Origin of the sequence: Pseudomonas sp. TWP3-2 (assembly GCF_049897765.1) — a bacterium.
GTDB lineage: Bacteria > Pseudomonadota > Gammaproteobacteria > Pseudomonadales > Pseudomonadaceae > Aquipseudomonas.
Genome location: NZ_JAFCWW010000023.1, coordinates 43486 through 59025 on the forward strand (window position 1 = coordinate 43486; position 15540 = coordinate 59025).

Sequence of the window (15540 nt, forward strand, 5' to 3'; positions counted from 1 at the left end):
TTTTTGCTTTCTGTGGCCCGGGTTCCAATCCGCGTACAGCTGCCACCTCTTCGATTGGAACCGAATGGGCCAGCTCCAACTGTCTAACAGGAAGCAATCGCCATGAAAAAACCAACACCGAATCCACCCGAGTTCGAAACCGACCCAACATCCCCTTACGCGTCCATCGACTCCAGAAAACTCCACGAAGCCGCCGACCGCGCCCTCGATCATTACCTCTGCCCCGGCGCCCACGTCATGGGCACCAGCAACGAACCCGCCCCGATGTACTACGCCAACCCGGCGTGCGACACCGAATCCCTGCTCGCCAACGCCAGTGAATCACTCGGTTCGGCCACCGAGATGCTCTACAACTTCGCCGCCGTGCTCGACCCCGCCCACCGCAAGACTGCACTGGGCATTGCGCAGGTGGTCATGCTCGGAGGGCTGGCGGTGAATCAGGCACTGGATAACGTTGAGCTGAAGGCATGAGCACTTCGTAAGCGTTTTCCCGCAGGCATAAAAAAACCGGTCATTACGACCGGTTTTTTACATTCGCCTTCAACCCTGCTGCAAAACCTTGAGCGCCGCCGAAGCCAAAAATCCGGAGCGGCTTTTCTCCTCAGGGTGATGCAACACGTATTCATCGATCCGGTTAAGCAGATACCCCGGCAACGTGATGTTGAGCTTCTGGGCTTTGCCCAAGTACTTGGTCACGTCGATATCCACCACGGCCCACGTGCAACCGGCGTATTTGGGATTGGCTGCATGCAGCGTGACCTTGTTGGCCGGTGGGATCGGCGAACCGTCCTCTGCCAGAATCTCGAAATGTCCTTCAATGGCTTCACGGGCCATGGCCATCGCATCGTCCAGATCATCCCCGGCGGAGAAGCAGCCCGGAATATCCGGCACTTCCACTCCCCAGGCATGGTCTTCATCACCTAATGAAATCGCGATTGGGTAAAGCATGTGTGTTGTCCTCCTGGATGCTGCTGCCCTGACGGGTCAAAGCAACGCCTGTTGCAGAATACTGATGGCCGTTTTCTTCAGCAGATCTTTCTTCGGATGAGGCACTGCCACCAGACCGGGCTTGGTCGGGTGCTTGAAGTGGTGATGACTGCCTCTGATCCGTACCAGAAACCAACCGTCTGCGACGAGCTGGCCAATTAGAAAACGGCTATTCACAACACCTCCTTGTGGTGCGCTTGGTGGTTACTATACCCACGATTGTTTTTCGATCAACACTATAACCACCGAACGGTCATCATCCTTTGATGGAGCCGCAGGGCTGGTCGAAGTCTAGGCGGGGATGACTCGGCAGGAACGCAGGTGTATTGCAGGCCATTGCTGCGAAATGCAGTAGGGTCGCGGTTTTACCAGATCCCAGACACTAAAAAACCGGCCCTATAGACCGGTTGCAATTGTCGGCTCTTTGGCCGAGCGCACTCAGCGCAGCAGTTTGACGTTCTCGTCGATGCGATTCTGGATAGTGCGCAGGGTGTCTGGAGTGATGACGCCGGGGAACATGTTTTGGGCGATGGCTGTGAACTGGTCTGCTACATCACAAAACCGTTTAATGATGTCATCTGCCGTTTCGGCTGAAACCTCGGCTTCCTCGGCAAGACCCAGCATGGCTTTTCGGTGTATCTCCAATGCTTCGCCCATCACGTCCATCTGATGGTAACCACCCGGCCCCTCGCAAAAGGTCACATCGTAAGCTGGCGCCAACGTCCATTCACCAGATTTGGACATGAGATAGGCGAAGTTCTTCGGATGGTCATCCCGGTTGTTGAACGCGACATTGAAGACTACACGTTCAAACGCCAGAGCTTTCTCTCGTACGTCGTTGGTGCACATGTGGGTCGCGCGCAGGAAATTGACGTAGTCCAATGTTCCGGCGGTCTGGAAGTCCGCAGCAGTAAAGGCGGCGAGACTTTGCATGGGGACGCGCAGACCGTCGTGTCGATCAAAACGTTTGGTCGCGAAAGCGGCGAGTCCGTTCGGCAGGCTGAAATACTGCGTGTCTGGCGTTTTGATCGCGCACATGCGCAAGCATTCGGCGTAGACCATCTCGATTGCACATACTTCGGGATGCTCTTGGTTGGCCGGAAACTTGACCAGCCAAGCTTCAAAACCTGCTTTGGCAGCGGTAGTAAAAGTGCCTGTTTGCGGATCACGGTAGACCAGCGCCTTAGGCCTGGCGCCTTGCGGAGAACCGCCCACCAGCAGTAGCCGTTGCAAAAACTCCCCACCTTCGCCGTTTAGCACTTGCTGCACCTCGGTTGCCAGCAGGCCAATCGAGACATCTACTTGCGGTTCCAGTGCTTCGGGTGCGACCGGCTGGAAGGACATGGCACCCATCGCATTGCCGCCGATGTAGGCCAATCGCTCCAATGGACCCACTCGCGCCGGGTTGAGGCCTCGCCGCTTGAACAAGCGATCCATCAAAAGCATGCCCCAGCCATCGGGCAGCGAATCGTAGACTGGTCCGGGTAATCCCATTTGGTGCAGCGGAAAGTCACGGTGTAACTTACTGCCGTCCAGTGGAAGCTTGAAGGACGACAGTTGCAGCCCTCTATTTTTAGCCTCGTCGCTGTACTCGAACACGATCAGTGGGCGGCCGGTGATGGCGGTCGTGGAAACCAGCGTGCCCCACCGCCAGTGCTCGCCCCAGCCAGCGTAATAAACGTCCACTTTTTCAAGCATTGTCAGATTTCCTTTTGATCCGTTGACGCTTGGCGCTGTCTTTGTAACGAAGGATATCGTCCAGGCTATCCAGCTTGGGCAGGAACAGTTCTTCGATCTCTTTGAGGCGGCCCAAAACCATGGCCACGCGAATAACCGACTCGAAACTGACATTGCGCCCGGCTTCGAGGTTGGAGACGGTATTAATCCCGAGGCCCGCACGAGCGGCTACATCGCCCTGCGTCATCTGCAAAGCGAGGCGTTCCGTGCGAAGGCGTTGGCAGAGCCGCTTTACGATCTCGCCCGGTTTGCTGAGGCTTAGTTCCAGCATGGTGACTCTCATCCCGCCTTGATGTGCTTCAAGGCACAAAACTACAGACTCAAGCTTGAACCTGTCAAAGATCTTAATTCTCTTATGGTGTGGTTTATCGCATTTATCAAGATATAAGACACAACAAAAAAGAATTATAGCTGCGTCAATCAACGGCCGCGCCCGACTTGACCGCAGCACGTGTCATCGTTATCCATCGTGGGATTTGAGGACAAAACCCCAAACCCCAGACACAAAAAAACCGGCCATCAAGACCGTTTTTTGTTTTTCCGCATCCCCCGTCAAACCACAACGCAGGACAAATATTCGATTGGAGCGGGTGAAGGGAATCGGCATAGATTCCTTATCCCAGGGATTCAGAAATGATGAAACTTCAACAGCTCCTTCCAAATGTAACCGTAGCTATAGCGTAGCCAGGTAACTTTTAAGAAGTCGAAGCCACGTCGTAGCCAGCTGTTTTCTCGCGCTTTGAGTTCTTTGGCTATTTCATCTAGTAACCATTCATCCTGAAAACCACTCCAAACAGGAGGGACGGGCGTTTCAAGGTTGCAGAAGCACACAGGCGCAACCTCTGAGTACAAGATGTCCTCAACGACCTTTGGGTCGTAACTCCGTATTCGTTCTGCGATAGAGGCATAGTCGACGGCGCTGTCTACGAAGGCTTCTGCCAGCGCGATCTGGATACTTGCTCGTTCCGCAGGCGTCAGAATATGTGCCAATGGGCCAGCTCCTCTAGCTCTGGGTCGAACGTATCAGTTGCAACCCCGCCAACAATGGCTCCGGCCATGCTTCCAACTGTTTTCTTGGCTTTGTCATCTGCGTTCAGTATTTGTTTTCTGCTCAAGAGTTTCTGAATTCTCACTCCTCAGCTTACTCCGGAAAGCAAACTCTCATAAGGAATCCGCAGGCCCTCGTGCAAGCGTTTGATCATCGACAGGCTCAGCTTTCGTTTACGGTTCAATACTTCCGACACGCGTCCGCTGGTGCCAATGAAAGGCTCGAGGTCGCGCGGAGTAAGACCTTGCTGGTCCATACGAAACTTGATCGCCTCAATCGGATCGGACGGTGGCATCGGGTATTGCTCTTCTTCGTACTTTTCGATGAGCAGCGCCAAGATCTCCAGTTCATCGCCTTCAGTCGAGCCGACCTCGGCGCCCCAGAGTGCTTCCACACGCGTCAACGCAGCGGCCAGATCTTCCGGGCTACGAATCGGTTTAATGTTCATTACACAGTCTCCGCATTGATCTGGTCATACTGGGCATGGGTGTCGACGAACCGGATGAAGCCAAGCTGCCGCTGATAATCAATCGCCAGAATCACTCTATATTTGTTACCACCGATATTGAATACAACCCTCGCACCTTTGAGGATGCTGGCTGTTCGCAGCTCGGCTTTGATCTCTTGGCTTTGTTGTGAGGGTAGGAGCACTCACGGGGAAAGGGGAGCTGGAATATTTATCAGGGAGTAACCGCTGAGTTCCCTACTAGGTTTCAACAAACCCCAGACACAAAAAAACCGGCCATCAAGACCGGTTTTTTGTACTTGCGCATCCCCCGTCAAACCACAACGCAGGACAAATATTCGATTGGAGCGGGTGAAGGGAATCGAACCCTCGTTATCAGCTTGGGAAGCTGGAGTAATGCCATTATACGACACCCGCTCAGAGCGGCTGACTTTGTACCAGACTCGGCCACGGATGAGAAGTTTTCTTTGCGCCGACGCGCTGCAAAAGCCTGAATCAGAGCCAAAACGGTCAATCGCCAGCAAGCACTGCGGACTGGGAGTCGATGGAAACTCAGTCCCGCAGGCTTGCTCGCGCTGACACTTTTTCAAATAGCCAATGCATGGTGATCCTGAACAAACTGGTAACGCGTTCGGCTGGCTTGCGGTGCTGGTTTCAGAAAGCCGAGCAAGGCGTTCTGGCTGTCGCGGCAGGCCGATTTGTGTTCCATGTCAAGGAAGTGCCCGGTGGCTTGCAGCGTGGTGAAAGTGCTTTGCGCCACGTGGTTGCCGAACAGGCGGGCGTCGGTGGCGGCGGTGTATTCGTCCCATTCGCCGTTGACGAACAACACCGGCACGTTGATCTTCTGCGCGGCTTTCAGATAGCACTGACGGTCGCTGTGCAGCACGTCGCTGATGTGAAAGTGCATCTGCCCGTATTCGTGCTCGGCCAGGCTGCTGACGTGACGATAGTTGAAGCGCTTGAACAGCGACGGCAGGTGTTTGCCGATGGTGCTGTTGACCAGTTCGCCAACGCGGTCTCCATCACGTTTGCCGAGGTAATCAACGCCGCGTTCGAGGTAGTCGAGCATGTGCGCGTTGATCACCGGGGAGAACGAGCTGATCACGGCTTTTTCGATGCGTCGTGGCTGGTGCGCCAGCGCGACCAGCGTGGCGGCGCCACCCCATGAGAACGACAGAACGTGTTCGGCGGCGAAGTGGTCGATCAGCTCGAGCAGGATCTGGCCTTCGACGTCTTTGGTCAGATGTTTCTCATGGCGGTTGTGGACTTTCGACTTGCCCGCGTAGGGCTGGTCGTAGCAGACCACGTTGAACTGCGGGTGCAGATTTTTCACGGTTTGTGCAAACGACGCAGTCGTGGCCATCGAGCCGTTGACCAGAATGATGGTCTTTTCTGCGGCGTCTGCGCGATAGAACTCCGTGTAAACCCGATACTGACCCTGTATATCCAGCACAGCGATTTCTGGCCTCATGTCATAAGACTCCTGGCAAGCAAGCGGGTATGCGCGCAAATAGAGATTGCACGAGCTTTGTGACAGGTAGGCATACGCCTTGAATTTTGCAGGCCCATGTCGATCCGGTAATGCAGGTCGACGGGTATTGTTATTGGCGGGCAGTCTGCCGGCTGAGGCGCAGCCTTGAGGGCTGTCTACCGGCAAAAAGTTTCTTGGATGTACGTTGTGACTCATCGGTCACAATCTGGCCGACGTCCTGATTCAAGCAGGGGGAGGCGGATCGCGCAAGTGCGTTTGGAGAATTGTTCGACAACTTCTGCTGAGCGGTCGGCTGCTTAGAACAAATGGATCTCTTCGGTGCGCAAAGCGCGGTACTCGCCCGGTTTTAGCGCGTTATCCAGATGCAGCAGGCCCATGGATTCACGGTGCAGGCGCAGCACTTTGTTGTTGAAGTGGCCGAACATGCGCTTCACCTGATGGTAACGCCCCTCGACGATGCTCAAACGCGCGGCTTTCGGGCCGAGGATTTCCAGCTGCGCCGGTTGCGTGGTCAGGTCTTCGAAAGCGAAATAGATCCCTTCGGCGAACTTGCTCGCATATTCCTCGCCGATTTCCTGTTCGGTCTCGACGTAGTAGACCTTCGGCAGTTTGGTCTGCGGCTGAGTGAGTCGCCGCGACCACGCGCCATCGTTGGTGATCAGCATCAGCCCGGTGGTGTTGAAGTCCAGGCGCCCAGCGATGTGCAGATCTTCCTTACCCGGCTCATTGATCAAATCGAGCACGGTCGGATGCTGGGGATCGAGCGTGGCGCTGACGCAGCCGGGCGGTTTGTGCAGCATGAAGTAACGCGCCGGTTTGCCGGTTTGCAGCACTTCGTCGTCGACCTCGACACGGCTGAACTCCAGGACGTCGCTGTGCGGGTCGCTGACGATTTTTCCGTCAACGCGCACACGCTTTTCCGCCAGCAACAGGCGAACCTGCTTACGGTTGTAGCGGGGCAGGTTGCTGAGGAAACGGTCGACGCGCATGGTCAGGAATCGGCGGATAAAGGGGCGCGCATGTTACGGGATCGGCAGCCTGGCCGCTTGCAGTTGAGCCTCGACCTGAGCACAGCGCGGGCACAGGCAGGATTTGTCGCGCAGTTGCGCGGGCAGCGCTTCGAGCACAGCCGGGTCGATCGAAACGCCGTAGCACCAGCAGGCGCGATCTGCGGTGCGCGGATCGGCCAGGGTGCAGTCATTGCGCGCGCCACAGGCGGGGCAGAGGTTGGCTTGGGTCATATTTAGATCAGTCGACTGAGGCGTTGCATGCATGATCGACCCGCACTCTGGACAGCGCAAGCGGTTGCCGGCCGGCCAGCACTAATCCATCGCCGGGCGGCGCCATCTGCGGATGAACAAGGTTTCATTAATCACTTGTTTCAACTTGTTACGGAAACGCACCAGATTCCGAAAACGCTGTCAGATATTGCGTCAGTCACCGAATAGTCGACTGACGCCTGCCAGCGTCGCTGGTGTGGCTACCCGCGGTCCAGGAGGCCGCCATGTATCGCCGAATCTTTCTGTTTGCCGTGATGCTGTTTTCCCTCAGTGGCTGCGCCCCGTATTCCTACGCAGACACCTACTACAGGTCAGAGGTTTACACATCACCCGCGCCGGTCTACTACGGCGGTGGTGGAAATTATTACAGCGGCGGCCGCAGCACTTACTACTCGGCCCCGCGCTATTACCAGCCTGCACCACGTTATTACCAACCGGCTCCGCGTTATTACTCGGCGCCACGTTACTACCAACCAGCACCGCGCCATTACGATAATCGGCGCTGGCATGGTAACGATCGCGGACGCTGGGAGGGGCATCGCGGCAACGGTTGGGACAACCAACGCGGCCGGGGCGACTACAACCGTCACAGCGGTCGCGGTGATCACAACGGTCGTGGTAACCGCTGGTAACCAACCACAAAAAAGCGGCGCATTGAGCGCCGCTTTTTTTGTGCCTGCGGGAAATGGGTTGTATCTCCATCTCCTAGCGCGTTCTCGGAAGCCTCCTACATTTTTATTTCTGGGCATTTGTTAGCGTTTGTAGGCACAAATTGAGGGTGAAAACCTCAATTTAAAGACGTCTACAAGCATGGAATGCTGTCTAGATATGAATCTTCTTATTATTCATCAGAATTTCCCGGGGCAATTTCGTCATGTGGCATTGGAGGCGCTTCGCAGAAATTTTGCGGTGACTGCTATTGGGCGAAACACGGCGCCGGGTTTGACCGGAGTGAGAATATATCGATATTGTGCGTCAGTAAAAACGTACAGCGCTGTTCACGCTTATTTAAGTCGATATGAAGATGCTGTGTTCGACGGTCAACAAGTTTTCCGGATATTGAAGAGATTAAAGCACATTGGATATCGCCCTGATGTGGTACTTGCGCATCCTGGATGGGGCGAAACGCTGTTCGTAAAAGATGTATACCCAGATGTGCCGCTCATCCATTTTTGTGAATACTATTATCGAGCTGAGGGGGCGGACTCAGGTTTTGACCCTGAGTTTCCATCTGCGGTAGATACGTCTTCAAGACTTCGAATCTTGAATTCGATGCATCTGTTGAATATTGAACAGTGTGACATTGGTATTGCTCCAACCAAATGGCAACGAAGTCTGTTTCCCAAGGCTTATCAGTCCAAGATTCGCGTGATTCATGAAGGCGTTGTTCAAGATTTCGCGCCAGACAAAAATGAATTTGTGAAGCTGCCCAGTGGCTGCGTGATAGAGACTGGTCAACCAATCGTGACCTATGCGGCTAGAAATCTCGAACCGTACCGTGGGTTTCACAGTTTCATGAGATGTATTCCGTTTATTCAGAACCAGTGCCCGAACGCCCAAATAATTATCGCCGGCGGAGACGACGTCAGTTATGGGGGCAAACCCATTGGGTATCCGAACTGGCGTAGCAAAATGGTTTCCGAGCTGGAATATGATTTTTCTAACGTGCACTTCACCGGGAAGGTTCCGTATCAAACATATCGGTCGCTGCTGAAGCTATCAAAAGCTCATGTTTATCTGACTTATCCATTCGTCTTGTCGTGGTCTCTGTTAGAGGCGATGGCGTCTGGCTGTCTCGTTATTGGTTCCGATACAGCTCCAGTGCGCGAGGTCATTGAGGATGGAGTCAACGGAATGCTTGTCGGTTTTTTTGATGTTGAAGCAATAGCTGAAGAAGTGTGCAGGGTTTTGAAATCTGTCGGTGAGTTTGACTCTCAAAAGGAGGCCGCAAAGTTGACGGCAAGCAAGTTTGATGTCGCGAACGGTATGAAAGGGTACTTTGAGGTTTTTGAAAGTCTCAGAGTTGTTGGTTAAAAGGAACGTTTTGTCATTTTAAAATGGAGATTTGAAATGTTTAAGATGTCTCGCAGGGAAGTCTTTCGGCAGTGCAGAAGGGGCATCAAATACGGTGTGATTCTCGCAGTCTGTTACTGGGTAGTTGATTTCTATATTAGATGGGAAGAAGCCGCTGAAGCCCGAGCGATCTATCACAAAGAACAGGGTGAATGCAGTAAAAAACTCGCGGGTATGGAACAGGTCCCCATCCGTGGCGGCAGCCTGCTTGACCGGACGCGGATTCCCGGATTTTATTTTGGATCGACGTTGAGGAGTGACGGCTCGTGTATCGCCGATATCCTGGAGGGTTCTTTTTGGTGGACAGGAACTGAGCTGCGTCCGGAATATGAGGAGAGCGGGAAAGAACCACCCGATAGTTGGGGGTATTTCCAGGTTGCGGCCAGGCTGTACACCAGAAAAGAAACCACTGAGCCGCACGGTATGGGCGGACGGCATGTTGATTGGCCGGATGAGCTGGTTGTGAAGCTGAAAAATTATCCAGGTTTGGAACTTTGGCTTAGTGCACCTCCACCCCATGTTGATAATGAGTTTTCTATTCGCACGTTCGTTATGCGCGACTGGCGCCGGAGTGACGGAACACCACGGAAGATAAAGTGCGATGGTTTGAACTCTCCAGATCCGAAGACCTTGGCCAGCGGTTTGGGTAAGGCAGATTTATTGAAAATGAGTAAACAAGAGTTAGAAAGTTTGGATTTTGGTAGCCTGCGTACCTATTGTACTGTGGAATTACACAGTTTCGACTTTGCAGGAGGAGATGGTCGAGTAAGTTTGAGTACGGATGCGTTACGCGGTGCTCCTGAAGCGCTTAAGTTTGTTAGTGACTATCTTTCACGTTCAATAATTACAGGGAAGTAAATATGAGCTATGTTTTCAGTGATTCAGAAAGGTCGGTAATTTTTCAAGCCGCCAATCTTTGCGATGGAATGACGTTTGATATTGAAGAGAAGGAATATAGTGCCGTATCCGTGGAGCGGCGAGGCTGTGCTTTGCTGTATCAGTCATTGTCAAATATTTTAAGTGAAAAGCTTCTCGCTGTTTCTGGTTTCGACAAAGAGGAAATTAGTTTTTTAAAAAGTGCCAAGCTATGGCTCGATGTAGCAATTGACGCAAACGGTGGACAGGGCGCTTACTCCGCATTGATCCGTGCCTACACCCAGCGGCAGGGTGAATTGAGGTTAAATACACAGTTTTCTGAGTCAAAGATGCAAGAGTCATCTAACCAGGTTGCTGTGAACTTCATGAATACGCTGATAAAAGGTTCGATTGAGAATGAGTTGGCCCCGTGGACCGTACCTTCAATCAGTCAAATCGCAGCAATTGATGCGAGCGCAATTGGTAAAGTATTATTTCTTAATGAAAGTGGTAAGAATGATACCGCTACAAGTCGTAACGCGGGGTGGTCTGGAACAATCGGCTTTAGTCTGTTAGGTGGAAAGCCTCCGTATGAAACCTGGAGGTTAATCTCCGCAGGTGATCCAGACTCCCATATAAAAGGTAATCATGAGCTGGCCAAGTTCAATAGGTTCGACGACTTAAAGAATATTCTGTTTGCCATAGATTCCTACAGCGTTGCTTTGCAGGCGGTGATCAAAAACTTCGGACTAAACATCTTCGAAAGCCTGTTTTCGGTGCTGCCCGAGCAAATAAATATCGCTCTGGCCAGTGGCAGCATTAACCCGCTCATTCAGCATGTGGTGAAAGGCACACCGATCTCGCCCATCGTCCGCCTGATATTGCGATACGGCCTGAATGACTTTTTCGATATGTTCAGGCGAACCTACGACGGCAACTCAGCTGCAACGCCTACCACCGATGAAACCTTCGCCGCCAACGCCTACGCATTCTTTTCCGCACTTTCGCCGGCTCAATCCCAAAGCATCGTTACCAAGACAATTGGCGAGTATGGCAGTGCCAAGGCTTGGGCGAAGTTGGCTGGGCAAGCAACGCCAGTCGGCGAAGCGTTGCGCAATTCTCTTAAGCAGCTCAGTGAAATAGTGATTGAGCGACCTGACGGTTTTCCCGGACGCGGACTGGAGCTCTACGATCCCGAAACTGGCGAGGGCTCTATCACTGAGCTGTGGCTTGCTGATCGCGCGGAAATGCTGGCCCGGCTGATTTCGCGAACCAATGGTTCGTTCGGAGAAAACACAGCGCAGACGTTTTCCTATTCGGATCTGGCTTCGGGCAGGCAGGCTCCGATGAACACAGGCGTCTCGAACCCTTTGGTCATGTTCGGTGATGACGGCGGACGATCATTCGGTGGCGGAGCGAATTCCGATCATTTGTACGGCGGCGGTGGCAACGATTCAATCAACGGACTGGCCGGCAAAGATTTTATCCAGGGAGCTCGCGGTAATGATTCTTTAAGTGGAGGTGATGGTAATGACGCGTTGTACGGGATGGCCGGTGGCGACATTTTGGTGGGTGGCAAGGGCAATGATTCTCTGGTCGGCGGGCCGGGCAACGATCGGTATGAGTTCTCCAGCGGAGATGGAATAGATGAGATCTTCGAAGGGGACGTTAGCGGCACGTTGCTGATAAATAGACTTCCCATTCCTGCCCTAAAACGCAGTGCTCCGCTGAGTAGTACCTGGTTAACCGAAGATCAAGCCATCTCGTTGACGCTCATTGAGGAGATCGCTGAAAAAACGCTGAACATCAAATACGGCCTGAACGATCTGATAGTCATAAAGAACTTCAAACCGGGGATGCTAGGCATCGATCTTCCTGATTACCCAAACCAGACGTTCTCCGCCCCAGACCTGGTTCTTCAAGGCGACTGGAAAGCGAAAGACAGCGACCCCACTGTTCGCGGAGATCAGCCTGCCTACGATGAGCTAGGCAATGTAGTGCTATTGCCCAATGTAAAGCAGAGGAACAAAGCCGATTTACTCTACGGATCACCAAAAGATGACGTCATCGTTGGTCTTGGCGGTTCTGACCGATTGTTTGGCAAAGACGGGAACGACCGCTTGTTCGGCGACAAGCAGTCGACGCTCGAAAAAGCCTTGGCTGGTGCTGCAAAGGGAAAGGCTAGTCGCGGCGATTGGCTGGATGGTGGGCAGGGTAATGATTTGCTCGTGGGCACTGCTGCGGGAGATGTGCTGCTCGGAGGGAATGGTCGAGATACGTTGGTCGGGGGAGCAGGTGATGACAATTTATCCGGTGACGAAACGACCGGAGTACATGAGCAAAATTGGGAATACAAGCAAATCAACGTTCAAATCCCCGGTGGAGTCACTAGCTTTCGTACCGTCTTCGAGAACTCCTCTTTGAACCAACCCTTGGAGGGAGGCAATGACGTTCTCTATGGCCAAGGGGGCCGGGATTTTATCAATGGAGGCTGGGGAGATGATCTGCTTGACGGCGGAAGTGAAGACGACACGTTGGCCGGCGAGGGAGGTAATGACACGCTGGCTGGCGGGAGTGGCAATGACACATTATTTGGAGACAACCTCGATTGGGGTGGCGGTCTCCACGGCAGCCACCATGGCAACGATTTGTTGCAGGGCGGCGATGGCGATGACGCTCTAGCCGGCAACGGTGGTAGCGACGTGTTGTATGGCGGCGCTGGCAATGATGTTCTGAACGGAGATGACAGCGTACTGCGAGGAATTTCGGGTGATGCGGCGCATTTTTTCGGGAGTGATGTTCTCGATGGCGGCCCGGGTAACGACACTCTTTGGGGCGGAGGTGCCGGTGACTCACTTTTCGGTGGCAGCGGTAACGACGAACTGGTCGGTGATTACCATGAGCACCCAATTCGTTACCACGGTGATGATTATCTCGATGGCGCTGCGGGTGACGACACACTCCGCGGCTTGGGTGGTTCGGACACTCTGATAGGCGGGGCAGGCGCTGACGCTCTGGATGGTGATGAGCCCAACTTGCAAGCGGGCGGAACCAATGATGACCACGTCAGCGGCGATGCAGGAAACGACACGCTTTGGGGAGGTTTGGGCGCCGATACGCTTCTGGGAGGTGCTGATGATGACATTCTAATGGGGGACTATGACCAAACTCCCGAAACGGAACATGGCGCCGATTACCTTGATGGTGGTTCAGGCAACGACACTTTGCTGGGTGGCGGTGGAAACGACACGTTAGTTGGTGGAGAAGGCGTGGACTATCTGCGCGGCGGTCCTGGCGATAACGTGTTTGATGGTGGTGCTGGAAACGACTATCTGGAAGGGCTGGATGGCAATGATGTTTTCTATTTCGGAGTGGGTGATGGACTGGATCTTATTACCGATACCGGTGGCAATAATGTCGTAAGTTTTCGCGCTGGATTTTCTGCGGAAAGTTTAAAGGCTGATATTGTCAATGTTGATGCCGGCTTGGTATTGCGGCTGTCGAACGGTCTGGGGGATGCCTTGTTAATTCGCAGTTATGAGAATTGGTACGGGGCGACTTTCAGATTTGATGATGGGCAGGTTTTGAAGTATCAGGATTTAATGGCCCTGATAAAGCGTCCGGTAGATGCGAAAGAAACGTCCGTCACGGATGTTGTGGTGGTCAGTGGTATGAAGCCAAATTCGGTAATTGTCGACCCTGCGCAGACCGACGATGGTGAAATGCCTACCGAGGGAGGCGAACTGGAGAGCAATAGTAAAGTTGCCTGGAACGACAAATTCCTTTCGGACATCCAGAAGAAGCGCTCGGAGAGCAGGCAGGCTTCAGGGTTCGCACTGAATAGTCAGGGTGTTTGGGTCAGAAGTCATATAACCACCGACGACAGTGGCTATACCGTTAACGCCGACCTGATTAATGAGAGCATCGTTTCCGGATCGTTGACAGAGACGCCGCAGTGGATGGGGGCTATCGCCGCTGACGCCGTGGCGAGTGATAGGCAGTCAGTCACTACGAGCAAAAGCACTTTCAAATCTGTAAAAGCAGAGGGAGCACCGCATTCATCGGGAAATAAACCACATTACTATCCGTCTGGTTCCACTTATTCAGGGTTCTCGTTCAATTTAGGCGACCTTGTAGTTGAAGACAGGGAGGATTCCGGCGCGATTAAAGGGTGGTACGTGTATTCCGCTGGTAGTTTCAACGCCAATGAAACAGTCCGAAAGGAGTTTCGCTGGAATGCTACTACCCAGACGATCAAGCATAAAATTGTCCATGGCGGTGACGCTGGCGGCAGGGTAAATCTCGAAGTGGGAAATCTCTTTCATGGCGGTGCAGGAGATGACTTGATCGTCACCTATGCAGGCTCGGTGCTTGATTATGGCGGGGTGAATGACAGGATCCCTGGCGCGTTTCTATCGGCTGGCGCAGGCAACGACACGCTGCTCGGTTCCAAGGGTGCCGATTATCTGGTCAGTGGAGCGGGAAATGATCGGCTGTACGGGGAAAACGGTCCCGACACTTACATCGTTGAGGCACATGATGGCGCAACCACCATTATTGCGGACGTGCTAAGCCCTGTTTTTTTGCGTCCTGAGGTTGGAGCTTCCGGATGGTCTGACGAATTTGGAGCGGATGATATTGATACTGTCGTCCTTCCAGATGCGGCGAGGCTGGCTAAATTGCAGTTAAGCTGGGGCGCTGTGTTGATTGAGGTGGTCAATACTGAACTGTCGCCCAATCCGCTACGCGGTAATGATCGACACCCGCCTCGAGCTCAAATGCTGTACACGACACTCGATATGACATGGGGCGGATCTCAAAAAGTACGAATCGTTATGCCCAATTCGAATGATCTCAGTGGTTCCGGAATTGAACTGGTGAAGTTTTCTGACGGCTCAAGCATTAGCTTGAAAGACCTTGTGAGCCAGTTAGGCTCTGCCCCCGATACCTATCATCATGGTGTTTCTGTTAAGGGCGCTGCTCGTGTTAAGTCATTTCGAGAGAATCGTTTTCTACCACTCGTGGGTGGTCGCGGTAATGACACTCTGAGCGGCGCTGGTGAAATACGAGGAATGCAAGGAGATGATCTGCTCTACGGTAGCGCAGGCGATGATGTGCTCTACGGTGGACCGGGTAATGACACCTTATCCGGTGGCACCGGTAATGACGTGTATAAATACGATGGTCTCGGGCGAGACCTGGTTGTAAACGCCGGTGGCGGAATCGATGGTATAGATTTCTCAGAAGTTGGGCTGCCGATCAACCAACTCAAATTTCACCGTGAGCGGAATGATCTCGTCATAGTCGTAAGTTACGGAATGTCGCCAAAGATTCGTGTTTCCGAGCATTTTTCAGGTGGCGACGCTGCTATCAGCTTCATAAGAGTTCTAGACGAAGGGGGAGTCGCGCAGGACATCACGGGCAGCCAACTGGAAGAGTTCCTGCATCCTCTTCCCCCCCTACGGGATGTTGAGGATATTTTGCCGAAAAATGACGAAGAGTCATTACGGGCAATTATGGAAATAATCGAGTTCTACGAGTTGAACGTTTAGCCGTAACGAACACCGCTGCTAGCAAGATTTCCCGCGATAGGCAGCCATCG

The 15540-nt window shown here is 53.2% G+C and carries 14 protein-coding genes, 1 tRNA gene and 1 pseudogene; 5 read left to right on the top strand and 11 right to left on the bottom strand.

Annotated features, from left to right (window positions below):
- Positions 1-102 precede the first annotated feature (102 nt).
- Entirely contained in the window at positions 103-471 is a 369-nt protein-coding gene (locus tag ACP7EE_RS23940; RefSeq protein ID WP_426237195.1) for a DUF6124 family protein, read from the top strand.
- 69 nt (positions 472-540) lie between these two features.
- Here ACP7EE_RS23940 and ACP7EE_RS23945 read toward each other — a convergent pair whose 3' ends face one another.
- The 11 genes and pseudogenes from ACP7EE_RS23945 to ACP7EE_RS23995 all read right to left on the bottom strand — a co-directional run bounded on the left by ACP7EE_RS23945 (position 541) and on the right by ACP7EE_RS23995 (position 6971).
- Complete coding sequence (locus tag ACP7EE_RS23945; protein ID WP_426237197.1) at positions 541-948, bottom strand: type II toxin-antitoxin system HicB family antitoxin; 408 nt, start codon at positions 946-948, stop codon at positions 541-543.
- Positions 949-984: 36 nt separating this feature from the next.
- Positions 985-1164: a type II toxin-antitoxin system HicA family toxin gene (locus ACP7EE_RS23950; protein WP_426237199.1), complete on the bottom strand. Its 180-nt coding sequence runs from the start codon at positions 1162-1164 to the stop codon at positions 985-987.
- Positions 1165-1425: 261 nt separating this feature from the next.
- Positions 1426-2685, bottom strand: coding sequence for a type II toxin-antitoxin system HipA family toxin (locus ACP7EE_RS23955; RefSeq protein ID WP_426237201.1), 1260 nt, complete (start codon positions 2683-2685; stop codon positions 1426-1428).
- Positions 2678-2995 (bottom strand): helix-turn-helix transcriptional regulator, encoded by a 318-nt coding sequence (locus tag ACP7EE_RS23960; RefSeq protein ID WP_426237203.1) that lies wholly within the window; start codon positions 2993-2995, stop codon positions 2678-2680. Before ACP7EE_RS23960 ends, ACP7EE_RS23955 begins: the two co-directional genes overlap by 8 nt.
- A 356-nt stretch (positions 2996-3351) precedes the next feature.
- Positions 3352-3714 carry a DUF7079 family protein gene (locus ACP7EE_RS23965; RefSeq protein WP_426237205.1) on the bottom strand — a complete coding sequence of 121 codons (363 nt, stop codon included), beginning with the start codon at positions 3712-3714 and terminating at the stop codon, positions 3352-3354.
- 146 nt (positions 3715-3860) lie between these two features.
- Positions 3861-4220 carry a helix-turn-helix domain-containing protein gene (locus tag ACP7EE_RS23970; RefSeq protein ID WP_426237207.1) on the bottom strand — a complete coding sequence of 120 codons (360 nt, stop codon included), beginning with the start codon at positions 4218-4220 and terminating at the stop codon, positions 3861-3863.
- Positions 4220-4399 (bottom strand): annotated as a pseudogene (locus ACP7EE_RS23975) (type II toxin-antitoxin system HigB family toxin); the annotation flags it as partial. The gene ACP7EE_RS23970 and the pseudogene ACP7EE_RS23975, both read right to left, overlap by 1 nt.
- 182 nt (positions 4400-4581) lie before the next feature.
- Positions 4582-4655: transfer RNA gene (locus ACP7EE_RS23980), tRNA-Gly, on the bottom strand.
- Between the two features lie 169 nt (positions 4656-4824).
- Positions 4825-5709: an alpha/beta fold hydrolase gene (locus ACP7EE_RS23985; RefSeq protein WP_426237209.1), complete on the bottom strand. Its 885-nt coding sequence runs from the start codon at positions 5707-5709 to the stop codon at positions 4825-4827.
- Between the two features lie 317 nt (positions 5710-6026).
- Positions 6027-6719, bottom strand: coding sequence for a pseudouridine synthase (locus ACP7EE_RS23990; RefSeq protein WP_426237211.1), 693 nt, complete (start codon positions 6717-6719; stop codon positions 6027-6029).
- Between the two features lie 33 nt (positions 6720-6752).
- Positions 6753-6971, bottom strand: a complete 219-nt coding sequence (locus tag ACP7EE_RS23995; protein WP_426205601.1) for a cysteine-rich CWC family protein — start codon at positions 6969-6971, stop codon at positions 6753-6755.
- Positions 6972-7234: 263 nt separating this feature from the next.
- Between ACP7EE_RS23995 and ACP7EE_RS24000 the strand changes: the two genes are divergently transcribed.
- The 4 genes from ACP7EE_RS24000 to ACP7EE_RS24015 all read left to right on the top strand — a co-directional run bounded on the left by ACP7EE_RS24000 (position 7235) and on the right by ACP7EE_RS24015 (position 15490).
- The gene (locus ACP7EE_RS24000; protein ID WP_420648126.1) at positions 7235-7642 is read left to right on the top strand and encodes a hypothetical protein; all 408 of its coding nucleotides are present in this window, start codon (positions 7235-7237) and stop codon (positions 7640-7642) included.
- Positions 7643-7838: 196 nt separating this feature from the next.
- Positions 7839-9044 (top strand): glycosyltransferase family 4 protein, encoded by a 1206-nt coding sequence (locus ACP7EE_RS24005; RefSeq protein ID WP_426205602.1) that lies wholly within the window; start codon positions 7839-7841, stop codon positions 9042-9044.
- 36 nt (positions 9045-9080) lie between these two features.
- Positions 9081-9941 (top strand): hypothetical protein, encoded by an 861-nt coding sequence (locus ACP7EE_RS24010; RefSeq protein WP_426237213.1) that lies wholly within the window; start codon positions 9081-9083, stop codon positions 9939-9941.
- A 2-nt stretch (positions 9942-9943) separates the two neighbouring features.
- On the top strand, positions 9944-15490 hold the full coding sequence (locus ACP7EE_RS24015; protein ID WP_426237215.1) for a calcium-binding protein: 5547 nt from the start codon (positions 9944-9946) through the stop codon (positions 15488-15490).
- The last annotated feature ends 50 nt before the right edge of the window (positions 15491-15540 follow it).